The following is a 22,311-nucleotide window of genomic DNA, read 5'->3' on the forward strand; positions in this document are numbered from 1 at the left end:
CAGACCGTTCATGCCTCATCCACCTGGTATCTCGGAAACACGCCGACGGGCTTGGGCAACGCGGTGCCCGGAGCGAGCCGCGTCGAAACGGCGGCGAAGGTGCGCTGATCGGCGGGCTGGCCGAGCAGGTCGAGCAATGTGGCGGTCGAATCCGGCATCACCGGCTGGGTGAGCAGCGCGGCGATGCGCACGGTCTCGAGCGTCGTAGAGGACGGTACGGAACCGCACCTCGTCGGCCGGCGCATCCGACTTGCGCAACACCCACGGCTCCTGGGCGGTGAAGTACCGGTTGGCCGCGCCGAGCACCGACCAGATCGCCTCGAGCGCCAGGTGCATGGCCTGCTCGTCGAAGTGGCCGCGGACCCGCTCGAGCAGCGCGTCGGCGGCCTCGAGCAGCCCGCGGTCCTCGGCGGTGAAGTCGCCCGGTTCCGGCACGGCGCCCCCGAGGTTCTTGGCGACCATCGACAGCGAGCGCTGCGCCAGGTTGCCCAGTTCGTTGGCCAGGTCGGCGTTGATGCGGCCGATGATGGCGTCCTCGCTGTAGCTGCCGTCCTGGCCGAACGGCACCTCGCGCAGGAAGAAGTAGCGCACCTGATCCAGGCCGAACGTGTCGACGAGGTTGACCGGATCCACGACGTTGCCGATCGACTTGCTCATCTTCTCGCCGCGGTTGAGCAGCCAGCCGTGCGCGAAGATCCGCCGCGGCAGCTCGATGCCCGCCGACATCAGGAAGGCCGGCCAGTAGACGGTGTGGAACCGGATGATGTCCTTGCCGATCATGTGCAGATCGGCCGGCCAGAACCGCTGGAACGCCTCCGAGGAGGTGTCGGGGAAGCCGACGCCGGTGAGGTAGTTGGTCAGCGCGTCGACCCACACGTACATGACGTGGTCGGGGTGGCCACCGGACACCCCAGTCGAACGTGGTGCGGGAGATCGACAGATCGCGCAGCCCGCCGGAGACGAAGCTGACGACCTCGTTGCGGCGCACGTCGGGGGCGATGAACTCGGGTGTGCCTCGTAGTGCGCGAGCAGGCGGTCGGTGTAGGCCGACAGCTTGAAGAAATAGGTCTGCTCCTCGGTCCACGTCACCGGCGCGCCGGTCTCGGTGGCGATGCGCACCCCGTCCTCACGCAGCGCGGTCTCGTTCTCGGTGAAGAACCGTTCGTCGCGCACCGAGTACCAGCCGGAGTAGGCGTCCAAATAGATGTCGCCGGATTCGTTCATCCGCTGCCAGATGGCCTTGATGCTTCGTAGTGGTCGGCATCGGAGGTCCGGATGAACCGGTCGAACGAGATGCCGAGCTTCTCCTGCAGCCGCTGGAACACATCGGAGTTGCGGGTGGCGAGTTCGGCGGCGGAGATGCCCAGTGCCGCTGCCGTCTCGGCCATCTTCTGACCGTGGACGTCGGTGCCGGTGAGGTAGCGCACGTCGAAGCCGTCGAGCCGTTTGAACCGGGCGATGGCGTCGGTGGCGATGTACTCGTAGGCGTGGCCGACGTGCGGATCGCCGTTGGGGTAGGCGATCGCGGTGGTGATGTAGAACGGCGTGCTCATCGGCACTCACCTTATGGTGTGGTGCGTGAGTCGCTCGAACCGTCCGGCCCCGCCGGCTCCTGAGCCGTTGGCGCCGCTGATCGATGCGCACACCCACCTCGACGCCTGGGGTGCGCGACGCCGACGACGTACGGGCGGCGCTGGACCGGGCGGGCGCGGTCGGGGTGCGCGCGGTCGTGACGATCGCCGACGATCTGGCGGCCGCGCGCTGGGCCACGCAGGCCGCCGAGTGGGACGACCGGGTGTATGCGGCGGTCGCGCTGCACCCCACCCGCGCCGACGCGCTGACCGACGACGCCCGCGCCGAACTCGAGCGCCTGGCCGCCCATCCGCGGGTGGTGGCCGTCGGCGAGACCGGGATGGACCTGTACTGGCCCGGCAAGCTCGACGGCTGCGCCGAACCCGACGCGCAGCGCGAGGCGTTCGCGTGGCACATCGACCTGGCCAAGCGGACCGGCAAGCCGCTGATGATCCACAATCGCGACGCCGACGCGGCCGTTCTCGACGTCCTGGCCGCCGAGGGCGCTCCGGACACCGTGATCTTCCACTGCTTCTCGTCGGATGCACAGATGGCGCGCACGTGCATCGAGGCGGGTTGGCTGCTGAGCCTGGCCGGAACGGTCAGCTTCAAGAACGCCCACGCCCTGCGGGAGGCGGCGCGGTTGATCCCGGGCGAACTGCTGCTGGTGGAGACGGACGCACCATTCCTCACCCCGCACCCGTACCGGGAGCGCCCAACGAGCCGTATTGCCTGCCGTACACGGTGCGCGCGCTGGCCGAGGTCCGTGGCCGCCCCGCCGAGGAGCTGGCGCAGCAAACCGCCGACAACGCCATCCGCGCATACTGGCTGTGTAAGAGTTGATCTCAGTAAAGGTATTCGTTACCGTCTTGTGATCGTAAGCGGACTTAGCCGCCCTTTTTGAAACGTTTGTACCAATAATCAGGGACTCGACAACTCTTGACTGCTCTGAACAGACTGCACGAGGCGCGCTCGCCCATGCTGCGCATCGTGGTGGCCGCACTGCTGGTCGCGGTCGCCTTCGCGGGCGGATATGCCGTCACCGCCCAGAAGACCGTCACCCTCTCGGTGGACGGTACGGAGACGACGGTCTCGACGATGAAGTCGCGCGTCATCGACGTCGTCGAGGAGAACGGCTTCGAGGTGGGGGAGCGCGACGATCTCTTCCCGGCCGGCGACACCGACGTGCGGTCCACCGACACGATCGTGCTTCGGCGCAGCCGTCCGCTGGACATCTCGCTCGACGGTCAGCACACCCGGCAGGTGTGGACGACGGCGTCGACCGTCGACGAGGCGCTCGCGCAGCTGCAGATGACCGACACGGCCCCGGCCGCGGCATCGCGCGGCAGCCGCGTGCCGCTGGGCGGTATGTCGCTTCCGTCGTCACCCCAAGACCGTTCAGCTCGACGACGGCGGGGTCGTCCGGACGGTGCGTCTGGCGGCGCCGAACGTGGCCGCGCTGCTCGAGGCCGCGGGCGCTCCGCTGCAACAGCGGGACCGTGTCGTGCCCGCCGCGTCGTCGCCGGTCGTCGATGGGATGCAGATCCAGGTAACACGCGTGCGCATCGAGAAGTTCACCGAGCGCGTGCCGCTGCAGCCGGCCGACACGCGCATCGAAGACGTCAACATGAACATGAGCCGCCAGATCGTCGAAGACGCGGGAACACCCGGCGTTCAGGACGTAACCTTTGCTGTTTCAAAGGTAAACGGCGTGGAAACCGGCAGGCTGCCAGTAGCTAATGTCATCGTTTCACCTGCAAGGAACGCCGTCCTGAGGGTCGGTGCGAAGCCCGGCACGGAGGTGCCACCGGTGCGCGCCGGAGCGGCCTGGGATGCGCTGGCGCAGTGTGAAGCCGGAGGTAATTGGGCCATCAATACCGGTAATGGTTACTTCGGTGGGGTTCAGTTTGATCAAAACACCTGGGAGCGCAACGGTGGTCTGAGGTATGCTCCGAGGGCAGATCTGGCAACAAGAGAAGAACAGATCGCGATTGCTGAGGTCACGCGGGCGAGGCAAGGCTGGGGAGCCTGGCCCACGTGCAGTGGAAGAGTGGGGGCGTCGTGACGATTCGACTACTCGGGCGGACCGAGATCCGGCGCCTGGCGAAGGACATCGACTTTCGCCCGCGCAAGTCATTCGGGCAAAACTTTGTCCACGATGCCAACACCGTGCGCAGGATCGTCTCCGCCTCCGGTGTGCACCGGCACGACCACGTCCTGAAGTGGGACCGGGCCTCGGCTCGCTGACGCTGGCGCTGCTCGACCGCGGTGCGCACGTGACGGCGGTGGAGATCGATCCGCTCCTGGCGCAACAGCTTCCGACCACGATCGCCGATCACTCGCACAGTGAGATCAACCGTCTGACCGTCCTCAACCAGGACATCCTGACGCTGATGCCGTCGGATCTGGAGGCTCAGCCCACCGCGCTGGTCGCCAACCTGCCGTACAACGTCGCGGTACCCGCACTGCTCCACCTGCTCGCGGAGTTCCCGACGATCCGTTCGGTCATGGTGATGGTCCAGGCCGAGGTGGCCGAGCGGCTCGCCGCCGACCCGGGCGGCAAGGACTACGGCGTGCCGAGCGCCAAGGTGCGGTTCTACGGCAACGTCCGCCGCTACGGCATGGTGTCGCCGACGGTCTTCTGGCCCATCCCGCGGGTGTACTCCGGGCTGGTCCGCATCGACCGGTACGAGACGTCGCCGTGGCCGACGGACGCGGAGTTCCGCGCGCAGGTCTTCGATCTGATCGACATCGCCTTCGCGCAGCGCCGCAAGACGTCGCGCAACGCGTTCGCCGAATGGGCCGGGTCCGGCAACGAGTCCGCCCGCCGACTGCTGGCTGCCAGCATCGACCCGTCGCGGCGCGGTGAGACGCTCGCCATCGCCGATTTCGTCCGGTTGCTGCAGCGTTCCGGCGAAGCCGAGAGCAGGTCCGCGTCAATAGCTGACCGGCCCGGACGTGCCATGGGTTTGCGCTGCCGACGTGCGGCGATAGTGTCGAGCGGTGCGTAACGGCAACACCGCCTCCGAGTGGGTTCCCACCGGCTCGGTCACCGTGCGGGTGCCCGGGAAGGTGAACCTCTTCCTCGGGGTCGGTGATCTGCGTGACGACGGCTATCACGACCTGACGACGGTCTTTCATGCCGTCTCGCTGCTCGACGAGGTCACCGTCTCGACCGCCGACACGCTGTCGGTTGAGCTGGCCGGCGAGGGCATGGAGTCGCTGCCCACCGACCGGCGCAACATCGCCTGGCGGGCGGCCGAGCTGATGGCCGACCACGTCGGCAGGGCGCCCGACGTGGCGATCTCCATCGAGAAGTCGATCCCTGTGGCCGGCGGGATGGCAGGCGGCAGCGCCGACGCCGCCGCCGTGCTGGTCGCGATGAACCATCTGTGGGAGCTCAGGGTGCCCCGGCGTGATCTGCACGCGATGGCCGCCGAGTTGGGCAGTGACGTGCCGTTCGCGCTGCACGGCGGCACGGCGCTGGGCACCGGCCGCGGTGAGGAGCTCGCGACGGTGCTCGCCCGAAGCACGTTCCACTGGGTGCTGGCGTTCGCGCGCAAGGGCCTGTCGACGCCGAAGGTGTTCGGAGAACTCGACCGGCTGCGCGCCACCGCCGACGGCAAGCGGGCCGCACCCGGCCGGCTGGGTGACCGGAGCCGATCCTGGCCGCGCTGGCGTCCGGCGACGCCGCCACACTCGCGCCGCTGCTCGGTAACGATCTGCAGGCGGCCGCGCTGAGTCTGTATCCGGAACTGCGCCGCACGCTGCGGGCGGGCCTGGACGCCGGCGCCCTCGCGGCGATCGTGTCCGGGTCCGGTCCGACGTGCGCCTTCCTGTGCGCCTCGTCGCCCGCCGCGATCGACGTCGGCGCCACGCTCGCCGGTGCCGGGGTGTGCCGGACCGTGCGGGTGGCCAGCGGGCCGGTGCAGGGCGCCCGGGTGGTGCCCGCGCCGTCCTCGTCGGTGTGACGGGGTCTTTGCGGTCTTTTTGCGTCGGAAAGGTGTGACGCACGCCTCAATCCGCGCCATGGTTTGGCAGTTACTTAAGGGTCTCTTAAGATGGTCGGCGGTGAAAGCTAGCGGTCGAGCGCCGGACGCGTGTCCTTTCCCGCCGGCGTCGCCGGCGGGTGCCGATGTGGACGCCCCATCACCGTTTCGATACCCAACTGCTCCTCAATCGTGTACGCGTGCCTACTCGGCAACGCTCGTAGACAGGCGGAGCATGAGAAGCCGGGCAGTGGCGCCGGTCCCCAGGAGGATGTCGTGAGCAGGTTCACCGAGAAGATGTACCGCAACGCGCGCACCGTGAGCACCGGCATGGTGACCGGCGAGCCGCACGAGCCCGTCCGCCACACGTGGGGTGAGGTGCACGAGCGTGCCCGCCGGATCGCCGGTGGGCTCGCAGCGGCCGGTATCGGCCTGGGTGACGCGGTGGGCGTGCTCGAGGGCCTGCCGGTCGAGATCGCCCCGACCGCGCAGGGCGTCTGGATGCGCGGCGCGAGCCTGACGATGCTGCACCAGCCCACTCCGCGCACCGACCTCGCCATGTGGGCCGAGGACACGCTGACGGTGATCGGGATGATCGAGGCCAAGGCCGTGATCGTGTCCGAACCCTTCACCGTCGCGATCCCGGTGCTGGAGGAGAAGGGTCTGCTGGTGCTGACCGTGGCCGATCTGCTGGCCGCGGAGCCGATCGACCCGGTCGAGGTCGGCGAGGACGATCTGGCGCTGATGCAGCTGACCTCCGGGTCGACCGGTTCGCCCAAGGCCGTGCAGATCACCCACCGCAACATCCACTCGAACGCCGAGGCGATGTTCATCGGCGCCGAGTACGACGTCACCAAAGACGTCATGGTCAGCTGGCTGCCGTGCTTCCACGACATGGGCATGGTCGGCTTCCTCACCATCCCGATGTACTTCGGCGCGGAGCTGGTCAAGGTCACGCCGATGGACTTCCTGCGCGACACCCTGCTGTGGGCGCGGCTCATCGACAAGTACAAGGGCACGATGACGGCCGCGCCGAACTTCGCCTACGCGCTGCTGGCCAAGCGGCTGCGCAGGCAGGCCACGCCCGGCGAGTTCGACCTGTCGACGCTGCGCTTCGCGCTGTCGGGTGCCGAGCCGGTCGAGCCCGCCGACGTCGAGGACCTGATCGACGCCGGCGCGCCGTTCGGCCTGAAGCCCGAGGCCATCCTGCCCGCCTACGGCATGGCCGAGACCACGCTGGCGGTGTCGTTCTCCAAGTGCGGTGCGGGTCTGGTGGTCGACGAGGTCGACGCCGATCTGCTGGCCGCGCTGCGCCGCGCCGTGCCCGCCACGAAGGGCAACACCAAGCGGCTGGCCACGCTGGGCCCGCTGCTCGAGGGTCTCGAGGCCCGCATCATCGACGAGCAGGGCAACGTGATGCCCGCCCGCGGCGTCGGCGTCATCGAGCTGCGGGGCGAGCCGCTGACCCCCGGCTACATCACGATGGGCGGATTCGTCCCGGCCCAGGACGAGCACGGCTGGTACGACACCGGTGACCTCGGCTACCTGACCGAAGAGGGCCACGTGGTGGTGTGCGGCCGCGTCAAGGACGTGATCATCATGGCCGGGCGCAACATCTACCCGACCGACATCGAGCGGGCCGCGGGGCGCGTCGAAGGGGTGCGGCCCGGCTGCGCGGTCGCGGTGCGCCTGGACGCCGGGCACTCGCGGGAGACCTTCGCCGTCGCCGTCGAGTCGAACGCCTGGCAGGACCCGAACGAGGTGCACCGCATCGAGCGGCAGGTCGCCCACGAGGTGGTCGCCGAGGTCGACGTGCGGCCCCGCAACGTCGTGGTGCTCGGTCCGGGCACCATCCCGAAGACGCCGTCGGGCAAGTTGCGCCGCGCCAACTCGGTCTCGTTGGTCACCTAGTTCCGCGAGTGCGTGTCTGCTTCGTGACACGCCACTGAACACCGACCGTGCGCGCACGCTCGCGCGACCGCCGGCGTGCGTAATGCGTTGGCCCGATGTCGGTCGCCACGGCTACCGTCGTGAACATGACACCGGCCATCGAAGCGATCGACCTGGTGAAGCGGTTCGGCGAGCAGACAGCGGTGGACGGGGTGAGCTTCACCGTGCCTGCGGGTACGGTCCTCGGCCTGCTCGGCCCCAACGGTGCGGGCAAGACCACCACCGTGCGGATGATGACCACGCTGACCGAACCGACCAGCGGCACCGCCCGCGTCGCGGGCTTCGACGTCCGCCGCGAACCCGACCAGGTGCGTCGCAACATGGGGCTCACCGGGCAGGTCGCCACCGTCGATGAACTGCTCACCGGCCGCGAGAACATTCGGATGATCGGCGGGCTCTACGGCATCCGCCGCAAGGAACTCGAGCGGTTGGGTACCGAACTGCTGGAGCGGTTCTCGCTCGCCGAGGCCGGCGACCGGGTGGTCAAGTCCTACAGCGGCGGCATGCGGCGGCGCCTGGACCTCGCGGTGAGCCTGCTGGCGGCGCCTCCGGTGCTGTTCCTCGACGAACCGACCACGGGTCTCGACCCGCGCAGCCGCACCGAGCTGTGGGACGTGCTGCGCGACCTCGTCGCCGGGGGCACGACGCTGCTGCTCACCACGCAGTATCTCGAGGAGGCCGATCAGCTGGCCGACAACATCGTGGTGATCGACAAGGGCCGCATCATCGCGCAGGGTTCACCGCTGGAGCTCAAACGTCAGGCCGGTAACGCCAGCCTGGTGGTGACGGTGGCCGACGAGAGCGACCTCGCGGCCGCACAGGCACTGCTGGCGAAGACCGGTGCGGAGGTGTTCGTCGACACGGGCGCCCGCCGGCTCACTGCCTCCGCCGACGGGCTGGCCGACATGGTTCGCGTGGCCGGCTGGCTGCGCGACAGCGACATCGAGGTCGACGACATCGGGTTGTCGCGCCCCTCCCTCGACGATGTGTTCCTGACGCTGACCGGCCACCGCACCGAGGACGAGGAGGTCGGCGCATGACCGCCGTCGAAGCCAGGACGCAGGACCAGTCCCGGCGCCCGGCCACACACCGGACCAACCTCGCGCAGCAGTCGTGGATCATGGTGAAACGCAACATGATCCACACCAAGCGCATGCCGGAGATGCTGAGCGACGTGACCGCTCAGCCGATCATGTTCGTACTGCTGTTCGCCTTCGTGTTCGGCGCGTCGATCACCAACACCGGCGGGGCGTCCTATCGGGAGTTCCTGCTACCCGGCATCCAGGCGCAGACCATCGTGTTCTCCGCGTTCGTGGTGGCGTCCGGCATCACCGCCGACGTCGAGAAGGGCATCATCGACCGGTTCCGATCGCTGCCGATCTCGCGGTCCTCGGTGCTCATCGGGCGCAGCATCGCCAGCGTGATCCACTCCTCGCTGGGTGTGGTCGTGATGGCGCTGACCGGCCTGGCGATCGGGTGGCGGATCCGCGGCAGCGTGGGCGAGGCGGTGCTGGCCTTCGCGCTGCTGCTGCTGTTCGGGTTCGGGATGATCTGGTTCGGCATCCTGATCGGCTCGCTGATGCGCACGGTCGAGGCGGTCAACGGCGTCATGTTCACTGCGCTGTTCCCGATGACGTTCCTGGCCAACACGTTCGTGCCGACCGAACCGATGCCGCACTGGCTGCGGGTGATCGCCGAGTGGAACCCGGTGTCCTCGCTGGCGCAGGCGATGCGGGAACTGTGGGGCAACGGCGGCCCGGCCGCCCCGGACGCCCAGCTGCCGCTGCATCACCCGGTGCTCGCGACCGTGCTGTGGTCGCTGGCGTTGACGGCGGTCTTCGCGCCGTTCGCACTGCGCGCGTACGCCAAGCGCACCGGGGGCTGATCCGCGCGCACAGCTGAGTATGTATGGCTATACTCAGCGCTATGGCTGCACCCAAGATCCCCGCACGCCTCGCCGACCACCCGACGGTGCGCGCGGCGCTGGCCCGGGAGACGCGCAGACCCGGCGTCATCGACGCCGGCTGGTTGCGTGAGCTCTGCCTACAGGCCGGGGCCGACGACGTGGCGTTCGCCGCCGTCGACAATCCTGACCTCGCCTCCGAACGCGAGCACGTCGAGGCAGCGTTACCGGGCGCGCGGAGCTTCATCTCGCTGGTGGTGCGGATGAACCGCGACAACGTCCGCTCGACCGCGCGCAGCGTCGCGAACCAGGAGTTCCACCGCAGCGGCGAGATCATCAACGAGGCCGCGCACCGCATCACCCGCGCGCTGCAGGACGCCGGTCACCGCGCGCTCAACCCGTCGGCGACGTTCCCGATGGAGATGGACCGGTACCCGGGCCGCATCTGGGTGGTGGCCCACAAACCCGTCGCGGTGGCCGCGGGCCTGGGCGTGATGGGGATCCATCGCAATGTCATCCACCCGAAGTTCGGCAACTTCATCCTGCTGGCGACCGTGATGGTCGACGCCGAGATCAGCGAATACGGTGCGCCACTGGATTATTCGCCGTGCCTGGAGTGCAAGCTGTGTGTCGCGGCGTGCCCGGTCGGAGCGATCGGCAAGGACGGTGAGTTCGACTTCGTCGCCTGCTCGGTGCACAACTACCGCGAGTTCATGGGCGGGTTCACCGACTGGGCGCAGACGATCGCCGACAGCGCCGACGCCGGCGACTTCCGCTCCCGCGTCAGCGATTCGGAGAACGCGTCGATGTGGCAGAGCCTGTCGTTCAAGGCGAACTACAAAGCCGCCTATTGCCTCGCGGTGTGTCCGGCCGGCGAAGACGTCATCGAGCCGTATCTGGAGGACCGCAAGGGCTTCATGGATCTGGTGCTCAAACCGTTGCAGGAGAAGAAGGAAGCGCTCTACGTGCTACCGAACTCGGCGGCGAAGGCCTACGCCGAGCGGCGCTTCCCGCACAAACCGGTCAAGGTCGTCGACAGCGGGATCCGCGGCCGCACCGGCTAGCCGTCCCAGACGACGAATCCGTCGTCGCGCAGCCGCGCACCCGGCGCCACCGGATGCGGTGTCACCCTGCCGTCGTGCATGAGGTGGCTGACGTCGGCGCGAAACCGCAGCACCGCGACGTCGGCGACCAGGCGGCGGTGGCACCGCCACCACACGCTCACTGCACATGACGAGCACTGTGCGCGAGGCGCTTTCGCCGAGCACCTCGCCGAGTGCGGCGTCGAACTCCTCGGTTCTGGTGTGGGCGGCGTAGGCGGCGAACTGCTCGACCTGCCACCACGGGTCCTCACGTGGCGCGTCGGGCGGCAGCCGTCGCCGCCCACCGAGGCGCTCCTCCCAGCGGTAGGCGATGCCGCCGGCAGGTAACCACGACGACATGGCGTCGCGCGACATGTCGGGATGGGCGCGGCTGCCGGGGAAGCGCCGGATGTCGACGAGCGACGTCACGCCCGCACCTCGCAGCAGCGCGGCCAACTCGTCACCCGAGAGCCGGCCGTGCCCCGCGGTCAGCAGCGTCACCGTCAGGCCCAGGCGTGCACGATGTTCTGCGCGGGTTCCAGGCCCTGGGCGATCAGCATCTCGGTCGCGTCGGCGGCCTGTTCGCAGATCGTGGGCACCTCGGGCCGTTCGGTGGCGTTGAACGTCTCGAGCACGTACGTCGCCGGATCCTTGCGCCCCGGCGGGCGGCCGACTCCCACGCGTACCCGCTGGAAGTCCTTGGTGCCCAATGCCGCCGCGACGGACTTCAGCCCGTTGTGGCCGGCGACGCCGCCGCCGGCCTTCAACCGGATGCGGCCGAAGTCGATGTCGAGTTCGTCGTGGACGACGATAACGTCGGCGGGCGCCACGGAGTAGAACTTCGCGAGCGGACCGACGTTGCGGCCCGACTCGTTCATGTACGTCCGCGGTTTGGCCACCACGACGGACCTGCCCGCCAGGCGACCGGTCACGATCTCGGCACCCGATTTCCGGTGCACCTTGAATCCTGAACCGATCCGCCCGGCCAGCAGGTCGGCGACCATGAAGCCGAGGTTGTGGCGGGTCTTGGCGTAGTTGGGCCCGGGGTTGCCCAGGCCCACCACCAGCAACGGCTCGGCCATGTCGTGTTACTCGGCCGATTCCTCGGCGGCCGGCTCGGCCTCGGCTTCGGCGACCTCGGCGGCCTGCTCCTCGAGCGACGCGCCGCCACCCTCGGACTCGAGCTCTTCCTCGGTCGGCGCCGCGACGACGTTGACCACGAGCAGCTCGGGATCGGAGATCAGCGTGACGCCGGCGGGCAGCTCGATCTGGCCGGCGGTGATCTGCGTGCCCGCATCAACGCCCTCGACCGAGATGGTGAGCGATTCGGGGATCGACATCGCGTCGGATTCGATCTCGACGGTGTTGGCCTCCTGCGTCACCAGCGCGCCCGGCGTGGCGTCACCCTCGACGAGGACGTTGACCTCGACGGTGACCTTCTCGCCGCGGCGCACGACGATGAGGTCGACGTGCTGGATGTTGCGGCGGATCGGGTGGATCTCGAGCTGCTTGGGCAGCGCGAGCGCCTCGGTGCCCTCGATGTCGAGCGTGAGAACCGCGTTGGTGCCGAAGTTGCGCAGGACGGCCGCCAGCTCTCGGGCGGGGAGCTCGAGGTGCTGCGGGTCGGTGCCGTGGCCGTAGAGGACGGCGGGCACCTTGCCCTCACGACGGGCGCGGCGGGAGGCGCCCTGCCGGTCTCGGTGCGGACTCGGACGCTCAGGTTGTTCGGGGTGTGGGCCTTGGTCTTGGCCATGGTGTTGCTCCTATGCCGGTGATGGACACGGCAGGGGTGAGCAACAGCCAGAAGAAGCGTGTTCCCGTCGATAACGGTGGCCGGGCCACCCTCGCCGTGATGCGGCGTCGAGGTTACCGCACGCGGGCGGTCCCGCGGAAATCGCTAGAGCGGGAACTTCGTGTCGGTGAGCTGCTCGGACAGTTCCCACAGCGCCGTCGCGGTCTCGCTGTCCCTGGCGCGACGGGTGCGCCACACCGGGCCGGTCGGGCCGCGCATCGCGAACTTCGGGCCGACGAAGGTGTCGCCCGGCAGATCCTGCGCCACCGCGTACAGCGTCTGGCGGGCCCCGAAGTCGGCGTCGGTGGCGAAGTACTGCCCGCCGACGGCCATCACCGCGTCGCCGAGCCGCCGGCCCGACTGGCCCTGCAGGTTGGTGTGCGAATACCCCGGGTGCGCGGCCACGGCCCGCAGCGGCGACCCTGCGCGGGTCATCCGCTTCTGCAGTTCGCTGGTGAACAGCAGGTTGGCCAGCTTCGACTGCCCGTAGGCCAGCCACGCCGAGTAGGGCCGGGCCTTCCAGTTCAGGTCGTCGAGGCTGACGCGCCCGAAGACGTGCATGAACGACGACACCGTCACCACGCGGTCGGTGATCTTGGGCAGCAGCAGGTTGGTCAGCGCGAAGTGGCCGAGGTGGTTAGTGCCGATCTGGCTCTCGAACCCGTCGACGGTCCGCGCGTAGGGCACCGCCATGATCCCGGCGTTGTTGACCAGCACGTCGACCTTGTCGGTGGCCGCGGCGAACTCCCGCACCGACGCGAGGTCCTGCAGATCGAGCTTGCGCACGGTGACGTTGCCGGTCATGCCCGCCGCCGCCTCGTCGCCCTTGGCGGTGTTGCGGACCGCGAGGACGACGTCGGCGCCGACGCGGGCCAGCTCACGGGCGGTGACGAGGCCGAGTCCGCTGTTGGCGCCGGTGACGATCACCCAGCGGCCGGCGAAGGAGGGGAGGTCGGCGGCGGTCCAGTCACTCATGGCTGCCACTCTAGGCAGCTACTTCTTCGGCGCGACGGTGAACCCCGCGAGGATGGCCTCGATGTCCTTGCCGTACTTCTGCGCCTCGTCGGCGAAACTGGTCACCGTCAGCTGGACGAGGTAGCGCTGGTTGGCCGGCGGTGCGCCGGTCGCGATGACGATGCGGTTGTAGGTCTGCATCCGCTGGCCGTTGAGGTCGTAGGTGCCCTCGACCATGGCCGACGGCATGCCGCGCCAGTTGTCCTGGGAGGCGTTGAGTTCCTTGAAGTTCTCCGAGAGCCGGGCGTCGTCGTCGCCGTGTTTGATCGCCTCGGCGGGGTCGAACTGGCCGGTCAGCTCGAACACCATCAGCATCGCGATCGGGTAGGTGTCGCCCTTGGCGATGACGCGGGTGCCGGGTTCGAACTGGGTGCCGGGGTAGGGCTGCCAGCCCGGCGGGGTGGGGATCGTGACGGTGAGGTCGGGCAGTTTCTCCGGTGCGACGGTGCGGCCGCTGACGCCCGCGCCCTCGAGGTACTGCGCGATCGGCACCGGGTCTCGGTGGGGCCTCCGAGGACGGCGGCGCGCTGCTCGACGTGCTCCAGACCGATTGATAGTCAGGGGTTTCCGCGCCGCACCCACTCGTGGCGAGGACCAGCAGCGCGACAGCCGCCGCGACGCGGCGACCCGTCACAGGATCTCGCGCACCGTGTCGATCGGCCGGGCCAGCCGGGTGCCCTTGTCCGTCACCACGAACGGTCGCTCGATGAGGATGGGGTGCTCGGCGAGCGCGTCGAGCAGTTCGTCGTCGGTCGCGTCGGCGAGATTCAGCTCGGCGTAAAGGGATTCGCGTTTGCGGACCGCGGCGCGTACTTCGATGCCGGCCGCCTCGATCATCGCGGCGATCTCGGCGCGCGACGGCGGCGTCTTGAGATACTGCACGATTTCGGGTTCGACACCGTTGTCGCGCAACAGATCCAGCGTCTTGCGCGACGTCGAGCAGCGCGGGTTGTGGTAGATCGTCGCGCTTGTGGTGTCTGGCGCCACTTACGCCGACCCGTCGAAAAGGCTTGTCACCGAGCCGTTGTCAAACACCGCGCGGATGGTGTTGGCCAGCAGCGGGGCGATCGACAGCACGGTCAGCTGCGGGAACCGCTTGTCCTCGCCGATCGGCAGCGTGTTGGTGACGATCACCTCGCGGGCGCCGGACTCGGCGAGCCGCTCGCGCGCGGGGTCCGACAGCACGCCGTGCGTCGCGGCGATGATCACGTCACCGGCGCCGTCCTGCTTGAGCAGCTTGACCGCACCGGCGATGGTGCCGCCGGTGTCGATCATGTCGTCGGTCAGCACGCAGGTCTTGCCCTTGACGTCACCGACGACGCGATTGGACACCACCTGGTTGGGCACCAGCGGGTCGCGGGTCTTGTGGATGAAGGCCAGCGGGACGCCGCCCAGTGAGTCGGCCCACTTCTCGGCCACGCGCACCCGGCCGGAGTCGGGGGAGACGACCACCATGTCGTGGTCGGAGTAGTTCTCGGCGATGTAGCCGGTGAGCAGCTTCTGGGCGCGCATGTGGTCGACCGGGCCGTCGAAGAAGCCCTGGATCTGATCGGTGTGCAGGTCGACGGTCAAGATGCGGTTGGCGCCCGCGGTCTTGAGCAGATCGGCAACCAGGCGGGCGGAGATGGGTTCGCGGCCGCGGTGCTTCTTGTCCTGCCGGGCGTACGGGTAGAACGGCAAGATCGCGGTGATGCGCTTGGCGCTGCCGCGCTTGAGCGCGTCGATCATCAGCAGCTGTTCCATCAGCCAGGTGTTCAGCGGCGCCGGATGGGACTGCAGGACGAAGGCGTCGCACCCGCGTACGGATTCGTCGAATCGCACGAAGATCTCACCGTTGGCGAAGTCGCGCGCGGTCTGCGCGGTCACCGGGGTGTCGAGCTCCTTGGCGACTTGCTCCGCCAATTCCGGGTGCGCGCGGCCCGAGAAGAGCATCAGATTTTTGCGGTTATCGGTCCACTCGGTGCCCACTGTGCGCCTCGCCGGTCGGGGATCGTGTCGGCCTCATCGTACGTAGCGTTTCTGTGTGACCGTGCCCGGGTTGCCGGATCGCAAACGGAAGTGGTCGCTGTCACTGCCCCTGGGCGTCGTCGAGCTGACCCGGCGCCGTCGCCGCCGCTTCGCCCAGGGCGCGGCTCGCCGCGCGCGCCGCCGCCGAGCCGGGCCGTTTGCGGGCCACCCAGCCCTCGATGTTGCGCTGCGGGCCGGCCGAGACGGCCAGCGCACCCGGCGGCACGTCGTCGCGCACCACGGTCCCGGCGCCGGTGTAGGCGCCGTCCCCGACGGTCACGGGCGCGACGAACATGGTGTCCGAGCCGGTGCGCACGTGCGATCCGATCGTGGTGCGGCTCTTGTTCTCGCCGTCGTAGTTCACGAACACGCTCGATGCGCCGATATTGCTGTGCTCGCCGATGTCGGCGTCGCCGACGTAGGTCAGGTGCGGCACCTTGGTGCCCGCGCCGAGGGTGGCGTTCTTCGTCTCGACGAACGCGCCGAGCTTGCCGTCGGCGCCCAGGGCGGTGCCCGGACGCAGGTAGGTGAACGGGCCGACGGTGGCGCCGTCGCCGATGACCGACTCCGAGCCGTGCGTGCGCACCACCGAGGCGCCGTCGCCGACGGTGACGTCGGCGAGTGTGGTGTCCGGTCCGACGTCGCAACGGCCGCCGATGACGGTGCGGCCGAGCAGCTGGGTGCCGGGGCGCAGCACGGTGTCGCGGCCGATGGTGACGTCGACGTCGATCCACGTCGACCCTGGGTCGATCACGGTGACACCGGCGCGCTGGTGGGCGGTGACGATGCGCCGGTTGAGTTCGGCGCCGAGCGCGGCTAGCTGGACGCGGTCGTTGACGCCGGCGACCAGGGCGCTGTCGTCGACGTGCCTGGCCCGAACGCTCAGACCGTCCTGCCGGAAGATCGCGATGACGTCGGTCAGGTACAGCTCGTGCTGGGCGTTGTCGGACCGCAGCCGGCGCAGCGCGGACCGCAGCGCGGTGATGTCGAAGGCGTAAACACCGGCGTTGACCTCGCGGATCGCCAGCTGGCTCGGGCTCGCGTCGGCCTGTTCGACGATGCGGGTGACCTCGTTGTCCTGGGTGCGCAGGATGCGCCCGTAACCGGTCGGATCGGCCACGGTGGTGGTCAGCACGGTGGCCGCGGCCGAGCCGTGGGTGGTCAGCAGGTCGGCCATGGTGTCGGCGTCGAGCAGCGGCACGTCGCCCGCGGTCACCACCACGACACCGGAGAAGTCCTCGGGCAGCGCGGCGAGCCCGCATTCTGCGGCGTGGCCGGTGCCCAGCTGCTGGTCCTGGATCGCGATGTCGACGGGGCGGCCGAGTTCGGCGGCCAGCGCGTCGACGGCGGGGGCGATGCGCTCACGGTCGTGGCCGAGCACCACCACGAGGTGCTGCGGGGCGACCTTCGCCACGGTGTGCAGCGCGTGCGCCAGCATGCTGCGGCCGCCGAGGGTGTGCAGCACCTTCGGGATGTCCGAACGCATCCGCGTCCCGGCGCCTGCGGCCAGTACGAGGACCGCGGTGTCGGTGGGTGTGGTCATATTGCTCCGTCGCCAGGACTCGAACCTGAACTATCTGAACCAAAATCAGAGGTGCTGCCGATTACACCACGACGGATCGATTACCTCGTGACTGTAGTCGAAGCCGATACGCTCCAAGAATGGCAGCGCCCGACAAGGAAGTGCGTCCACCTCGCGCCAGAATGACCGGCAGCGAGCGGCGCCAGCAGCTCGTCGAGATCGCCAAGTCGTTGTTCGCCCAGCGCGGCTACGAGGGCACCTCGATCGAGGAGATCGCGCAGCGCGCCAACGTCTCCAAACCGGTGGTCTACGAGCACTTCGGCGGCAAGGAAGGCCTGTACGCGGTCGTCGTGGACCGGGAGATGTCGGCGTTGCTCGACGGCATCACCTCGTCGCTGACCAACAACCGCTCACGGGTGCGGGTGGAGCGGGTCGCGCTCGCGCTGCTGACCTATGTCGAGGAGCGCACCGACGGCTTCCGGATCCTCATCCGCGATTCGCCGGCGGCGATCACCTCGGGCACCTATTCAACGTTGCTCAACGATGCGGTCAATCAGGTCAGCTCGATCCTGGCCGGGGACTTCTCCCGCCGGGGGCTCGACCCGGAGCTGGCGCCGCTCTACGCGCAGGCGCTGGTCGGTTCGGTGTCGATGACCGCGCAGTGGTGGCTCGACACCCGTGTGCCCAAGAAAGAGGTCGTCGCCGCGCACCTGGTGAATCTGATGTGGAACGGGCTGACCCACCTCGAGGCCGACCCCCGCCTGCAGGACGAGGAGTAGCGCGCCGGCGCCTAGGATGGGGTCATCATGACCGTAGCGGGGCTTCACCATGTCCAAACCCCGATTGCGGGGCTCGTCGCACTGGCACTGCGCGATCCGTGCCTGGCCGACCTCGCCCGCCGCGCCGCCGAAAAACCGGCCGAGCTGGCGATGGTCGGACCCGCCAGCGCCCGGCTTCTCGTCACCGCCGCGCTCGCCCAGGCCGGCCCGCTTCTCGTGGTCGCCGCCACCGGCCGGGAGGCCGACGATCTGACCACGGAGCTGCGCGGCGTGTTCGGCGACGCCGCGGCGCTGTTCCCGTCTTGGGAGACGCTTCCGCACGAACGGCTCTCGCCCGGCGTCGACACCGTCGGCGCGCGCATGATGCTGCTGCGGCGGCTGGCCCATCCCGACGACGCCCGTCTCGGCCCGCCGCTGCGGGTGGTGGTCACCACCGCCCGCTCGCTGGTCCAGCCGATGGCGCAACGGCCGTCCGACGTGAAGAACACTGAGCCGGTGACGCTGACCGTGGGGACCGACGCCGAGTTCGAAGGGGTCATCAAGCGCCTGGTCGATCTGGCGTACACGCGCTGCGACATGGTGTCCAAGCGCGGTGAGTTCGCGGTCCGCGGCGGCATCCTCGACGTCTTCCCGCCGACCGCCGAGCATCCGGTGCGCATCGAGTTCTGGGGCGACGAGGTCTCCGAGATGCGGATGTTCGCCGTCGCCGATCAGCGCTCGATCCCGGAGATCGAGGTGGACACCGTGATCGCGGTGCCCTGCCGCGAGCTGCTGATGACCGAGGACGTGAGACGTCGCGCTGCTGTGCTTTCTGCAGAGCACCCGACGCACGAGAACACCGTGCCGGGCAGCGTGCCGGACATGCTGGCGAAGCTTGCCGAAGGCATCCCGGTCGACGGCATGGAGGCGCTGCTGCCGCTGCTTAAGTCATCCGGTGGCCCGGACGACCTGGCGATGCTGGCCGACCACCTGCCCGCCGGGGCGCCGATCCTGGTGTGCGATCCGGAGAAGGTGCGCACCCGCGCCGCCGATCTGATCAAGACGGGCCGGGAGTTCCTCGAGGCGTCGTGGTCGACCGCGGCGGTCGGCGGCGATGCGCCGATCGATCTCGAGGCGCTGGGCGCCTCGGGCTTCCTCGGGTTCGAGGAGGTGCGCACCGGCGCGCGGGCGGGTGGCCACCCGTGGTGGACGCTGAGCCAGCTGTCCACCGAGTCGGCGATCGAACTCGACATCCGGTCGGCGCCATCGGCGCGCGGCCAGCAGTCGTCGGTCGAGGAGATCTTCGCGATGCTGCGCGCCCACGTGGCGACCGGCGGGTACGCCGCCGTCGTGACACCCGGCGCGGGCACCGCGCAGCGCGTCGTCGAGCAGCTCGGCGACAACGACACTCCCGCAACGATGCTCGAGCCGGGCGAGGAGCCGCGGGCCGGTGTCGTCGGGGTGCTCAAGGGTCCGCTGCACGACGGTGTGGTGTTGCCGGGCGCCTCGCTGGTGATCGTCACCGAGGCCGATCTGACCGGAAGCCGCGTCGCCGCCACCGAGGGCAAGCGGCTGGCGGCCAAGCGTCGCAACGTCGTTGATCCGCTGGCGCTGACCGCGGGCGATCTGGTGGTGCACGACCAGCACGGCATCGGCCGGTTCGTGGAGATGACCGAACGCGTCGTCGGCGGGGCGCGCCGCGAGTACCTGGTGCTGGAATACGCCTCGTCGAAGCGGGGCGGCGGCAGCGACCGGCTGTACGTGCCGATGGACTCTCTCGACCAGTTGTCCCGGTACGTCGGCGGTGAGGCGCCGTCGCTGTCGAAGCTCGGCGGCAGCGACTGGGCGAACACGAAGACCAAGGCACGCCGGGCGGTCCGCGAGATCGCCAGTGAGCTGGTGGCGCTGTACGCCAAGCGCCAAGCGGCGCCGGGGCACGCGTTCAGCCCGGACACCCCGTGGCAGAACGAGATGGAGGACGCGTTCGGGTTCACCGAGACCGTCGACCAGCTCACGGCCATCCAAGAGGTCAAGGCCGACATGGAGAAGCCGGTCCCGATGGACCGGGTGATCTGCGGTGACGTCGGGTACGGCAAGACCGAGATCGCGGTGCGCGCGGCGTTCAAGGCGGTGCAGGACGGTAAGCAGGTCGCGGTGCTGGTGCCGACGACGCTGCTGGCCGATCAGCACCTGCAGACGTTCACCGCCCGGATGGCCGGCTTCCCGGTCACCGTGAAGGGCCTGTCGCGGTTCACCGATCCGGCCGAATCGCGGGCGACCATCGAAGGGATGAAGGACGGTTCGGTCGACATCGTGATCGGCACGCACCGCCTGCTGCAGACCGGGGTGGTGTGGAAGGACCTCGGGCTGATCATCGTCGACGAGGAGCAGCGCTTCGGCGTCGAGCACAAAGAGCACATCAAGTCGATGCGCACCCACGTCGACGTGCTCACGATGAGCGCGACCCCCATTCCCCGCACGCTGGAGATGAGCCTGGCCGGCATCCGCGAGATGTCGACGATCCTGACGCCTCCCGAGGAGCGCTATCCGGTGCTGACCTACGTCGGCCCGCAGGACGACAAGCAGATCGCCGCCGCGCTGCGCCGCGAACTGCTGCGCGACGGGCAGGCGTTCTACATCCACAACCGGGTCCGCACGATCGACCAGGCCGCCGCGCGGATCGCCGCGCTGGTGCCGGAGGCGCGGGTCGTCGTCGCGCACGGCCAGATGCCCGAGGAGATGCTCGAGAAGACGGTCGAGGGCTTCTGGAACCGTGAGTACGACATCCTCGTCTGCACCACGATCGTCGAGACGGGGCTGGACATCTCGAACGCCAACACGCTGATCGTGGAGCGCGCCGACACGTTCGGCCTGTCGCAGCTGCACCAGCTGCGTGGCCGGGTCGGGCGGTCGCGGGAGCGGGGTTACGCGTACTTCCTGTATCCGCCGGAGGTGCCGTTGACCGAGACGGCGTACGACCGGCTGGCGACGATCGCCCAGAACAACGAACTCGGTGCGGGTATGGCGGTCGCGATGAAGGACCTCGAAATCCGCGGTGCAGGAAACGTGCTCGGCGCCGAGCAGTCCGGCCACGTGGCGGGGGTGGGGTTCGATCTCTACGTACGGCTGGTCGGCGAGGCCGTCGAGGCCTACCGCGCGGCGGCCGACGGGAAAACCGTTGCCACGCCCGAGGAAACGAAGGACGTGCGGATCGACCTGCCGGTCGACGCGAACCTGCCCCCGGACTACATCGGCAGCGACCGGTTGCGTCTGGAGGCATACCGCCGGCTGGCGTCCGCGCCGGACGACGCGGGGGTGGACGCGGTCATCGACGAGCTCGTCGACCGGTACGGGCCGCTGCCCGAACCGGCCGAGCGCCTGGTGGCGGTGGCCCGGCTGCGGCTGCTGTGCCGTCAGTACGGCATCACCGACGTCAGCTCCGTGTCGGCGTCGACGGTGAAGCTCTCGCCGATGGAGCTGCCCGACTCCGCGCAGTTGCGGCTCAAGCGGATGTACCCGGGCGGCAGTTACCGGGCGACGACCGGCACCGTGTCGGTGCCGATCCCGCGGGCCGCCGACAGCGTGGGCTCACCGCGGATCCGCGACGCCGAGCTGGTCGCGATGGTGGCCGGTCTGGTGCTGGCGCTCAACGGAAAACCACAGGCGGAGATCGACATGACGAAGTACGGGGGAGCACGGTCATGACGGTCGTCCTGGTCGATCCCCGCCGCCCGTCGCTGGTGCCCGTCGAGGCGATCGGCATGCTCACCGGTGACGTGCAGTACACCGAGGAGATGCCGATCAAGGTGCCGTGGTCGCTGCCGGCGGCCCGGCCCGCCTATGACGGGGAGGACGCGCCGGTGCTGCTGTCCTCGGATCCGGACCACCCCGCGGTGCGGGCGCGTCTGGCCGCCGGTGACCGGCTGATCTCGGCACCCCAGCCGCAGCCCGGCGAACGCCTGGTCGACGCGGTGGCGATGATGGACAAGCTGCGGACGTCGGGGCCGTGGGAGAGCGAGCAGACCCACGATTCGCTGCGCCGGTACCTGCTGGAGGAGACCTACGAACTGTTCGACGCGGTGCGTGGCGGCAACGCCGACGAGCTGCGCGAGGAGCTCGGAGATGTGTTGCTGCAGGTGCTGTTCCACGCCCGCATCGCCGAGGATGCCTCGCAGCACGCGTTCACCATCGACGACGTCGCCGATTCACTGATCCGGAAGCTGGGCAACCGGGTGCCGGCTGTGCTCGCCGGGCAGACGATCTCACTCGACGAGCAGTTGGCGCAGTGGGAGGAACGCAAGCTGCTGGAGAAGTCCCGCGACTCCTCGATGGACGACGTGCCGACCGGTCAGCCGGCACTGGCGCTGGCGCAGAAGGTGCTGGCGCGGGTCACCACGGCGGGGCTGCCTGCCGATCTGATCCCCGCGGCACTGACGACGGTCACCGTGTCGGCGGAGTTCGACGCCGAAAACTCCTTGCGCACCGCGGTTCTGGAGTTCATGGACACGGTGCGCGGTGTCGAGCAGGCGGTCGCGGCGGCGCGGCGCGGCGGAGACGTTCCCGAGGAACTCGACAGCGAACCGCTCACCCAGATCACCGAAGAGGAGTGGCGGGCGCACTGGCCGTCGGAGGTCTCGGACGAGGCCGAGGCCGAAATCCCGGCCGAGAGCGCCGAAGAACCGGCCTCCGAAGAACCAGCCGAGGACCCGAGGTAGCTGTACA

The 22,311-nt window shown here is 69.2% G+C and carries 12 protein-coding genes, 1 tRNA gene and 8 pseudogenes; 11 read left to right on the forward strand and 10 right to left on the reverse strand.

Annotation, left to right across the window (positions count from 1 at the left end; translation table 11 throughout):
• Window positions 1-15 precede the first annotated feature (15 nt).
• Window positions 16-1,553 (reverse strand): annotated as a pseudogene (metG, locus tag G6N30_RS00005) (methionine--tRNA ligase).
• 13 nt (window positions 1,554-1,566) lie between these two features.
• Here metG and G6N30_RS00010 point away from each other — a divergent pair.
• The 8 genes and pseudogenes from G6N30_RS00010 (at window position 1,567) to G6N30_RS00045 (ending at window position 10,478) form a co-directional block, all read left to right on the forward strand.
• Window positions 1,567-2,415 (forward strand): annotated as a pseudogene (locus G6N30_RS00010) (TatD family hydrolase).
• Window positions 2,416-2,511: 96 nt separating this feature from the next.
• Window positions 2,512-3,637: pseudogene (locus tag G6N30_RS00015) on the forward strand (transglycosylase family protein).
• Window positions 3,634-4,583, forward strand: a pseudogene (gene rsmA / locus G6N30_RS00020) (16S rRNA (adenine(1518)-N(6)/adenine(1519)-N(6))-dimethyltransferase RsmA). Before G6N30_RS00015 ends, rsmA begins: the two co-directional pseudogenes overlap by 4 nt.
• A pseudogene (locus G6N30_RS00025) lies at window positions 4,576-5,543 on the forward strand (4-(cytidine 5'-diphospho)-2-C-methyl-D-erythritol kinase). The pseudogenes rsmA and G6N30_RS00025 overlap by 8 nt, the downstream one beginning before the upstream one ends.
• Before the next feature lie 294 nt (window positions 5,544-5,837).
• Window positions 5,838-7,472: a fatty acyl-AMP ligase gene (locus G6N30_RS00030; RefSeq protein ID WP_134055780.1), complete on the forward strand. Its 1,635-nt coding sequence runs from the start codon at window positions 5,838-5,840 to the stop codon at window positions 7,470-7,472.
• A 125-nt stretch (window positions 7,473-7,597) separates the two neighbouring features.
• Window positions 7,598-8,551 carry an efflux ABC transporter ATPase subunit, DrrA-related gene (locus G6N30_RS00035; protein ID WP_134055778.1) on the forward strand — a complete coding sequence of 318 codons (954 nt, stop codon included), beginning with the start codon at window positions 7,598-7,600 and terminating at the stop codon, window positions 8,549-8,551.
• On the forward strand, window positions 8,548-9,396 hold the full coding sequence (locus G6N30_RS00040) for an ABC transporter permease (protein WP_134055776.1): 849 nt from the start codon (window positions 8,548-8,550) through the stop codon (window positions 9,394-9,396). The genes G6N30_RS00035 and G6N30_RS00040 overlap by 4 nt, the downstream gene beginning before the upstream one ends.
• Before the next feature lie 41 nt (window positions 9,397-9,437).
• The gene (locus tag G6N30_RS00045) at window positions 9,438-10,478 is read left to right on the forward strand and encodes an epoxyqueuosine reductase (RefSeq protein ID WP_134055774.1); all 1,041 of its coding nucleotides are present in this window, start codon (window positions 9,438-9,440) and stop codon (window positions 10,476-10,478) included.
• On the opposite strand, the pseudogene G6N30_RS00050 reads toward G6N30_RS00045, so the two are convergent.
• The 9 genes and pseudogenes from G6N30_RS00050 to G6N30_RS00090 form a co-directional block, all read right to left on the reverse strand.
• Window positions 10,475-10,997 (reverse strand): annotated as a pseudogene (locus tag G6N30_RS00050) (DUF488 domain-containing protein). The gene G6N30_RS00045 and the pseudogene G6N30_RS00050 overlap by 4 nt on opposite strands.
• A 2-nt stretch (window positions 10,998-10,999) precedes the next feature.
• Window positions 11,000-11,578: an aminoacyl-tRNA hydrolase gene (pth, locus tag G6N30_RS00055; RefSeq protein ID WP_134055772.1), complete on the reverse strand. Its 579-nt coding sequence runs from the start codon at window positions 11,576-11,578 to the stop codon at window positions 11,000-11,002.
• A gap of 6 nt (window positions 11,579-11,584) precedes the next feature.
• A pseudogene (locus G6N30_RS00060) lies at window positions 11,585-12,249 on the reverse strand (50S ribosomal protein L25/general stress protein Ctc).
• A 144-nt stretch (window positions 12,250-12,393) separates the two neighbouring features.
• Window positions 12,394-13,263 carry an oxidoreductase gene (locus tag G6N30_RS00065; protein WP_134055768.1) on the reverse strand — a complete coding sequence of 290 codons (870 nt, stop codon included), beginning with the start codon at window positions 13,261-13,263 and terminating at the stop codon, window positions 12,394-12,396.
• Between the two features lie 18 nt (window positions 13,264-13,281).
• Window positions 13,282-13,936 (reverse strand): annotated as a pseudogene (locus G6N30_RS00070) (LpqN/LpqT family lipoprotein).
• Window positions 13,933-14,289 (reverse strand): arsenate reductase (glutaredoxin), encoded by a 357-nt coding sequence (arsC, locus tag G6N30_RS00075; RefSeq protein ID WP_134055764.1) that lies wholly within the window; start codon window positions 14,287-14,289, stop codon window positions 13,933-13,935. Before arsC ends, G6N30_RS00070 begins: the two are co-directional and overlap by 4 nt.
• On the reverse strand, window positions 14,290-15,270 hold the full coding sequence (locus G6N30_RS00080) for a ribose-phosphate diphosphokinase (protein ID WP_134055762.1): 981 nt from the start codon (window positions 15,268-15,270) through the stop codon (window positions 14,290-14,292). It abuts the gene before it with no gap.
• A gap of 100 nt (window positions 15,271-15,370) precedes the next feature.
• A complete protein-coding gene (glmU, locus tag G6N30_RS00085; protein ID WP_134055760.1) occupies window positions 15,371-16,852 on the reverse strand; it encodes a bifunctional UDP-N-acetylglucosamine diphosphorylase/glucosamine-1-phosphate N-acetyltransferase GlmU in 1,482 nt (493 codons plus the stop codon).
• Window positions 16,853-16,856: 4 nt separating this feature from the next.
• A tRNA-Gln gene (locus tag G6N30_RS00090) sits at window positions 16,857-16,928 on the reverse strand.
• Between the two features lie 43 nt (window positions 16,929-16,971).
• On the opposite strand from G6N30_RS00090, the gene G6N30_RS00095 reads away from it, so the two are divergent.
• The 3 genes from G6N30_RS00095 to G6N30_RS00105 are packed head-to-tail and all read left to right on the forward strand — an operon-like array spanning window position 16,972 to window position 22,304.
• On the forward strand, window positions 16,972-17,610 hold the full coding sequence (locus tag G6N30_RS00095; protein WP_082695742.1) for a TetR/AcrR family transcriptional regulator: 639 nt from the start codon (window positions 16,972-16,974) through the stop codon (window positions 17,608-17,610).
• Between the two features lie 27 nt (window positions 17,611-17,637).
• The gene (mfd, locus tag G6N30_RS00100) at window positions 17,638-21,294 is read left to right on the forward strand and encodes a transcription-repair coupling factor (RefSeq protein ID WP_134055758.1); all 3,657 of its coding nucleotides are present in this window, start codon (window positions 17,638-17,640) and stop codon (window positions 21,292-21,294) included.
• Window positions 21,291-22,304, forward strand: coding sequence for a nucleoside triphosphate pyrophosphohydrolase (locus G6N30_RS00105; RefSeq protein WP_134055756.1), 1,014 nt, complete (start codon window positions 21,291-21,293; stop codon window positions 22,302-22,304). Before mfd ends, G6N30_RS00105 begins: the two co-directional genes overlap by 4 nt.
• Window positions 22,305-22,311: the final 7 nt, after the last annotated feature.

Origin of the sequence: Mycolicibacterium litorale (assembly GCF_010731695.1) — a bacterium.
In the GTDB taxonomy this organism is placed as follows: Bacteria; Actinomycetota; Actinomycetes; order Mycobacteriales; family Mycobacteriaceae; genus Mycobacterium; species Mycobacterium litorale.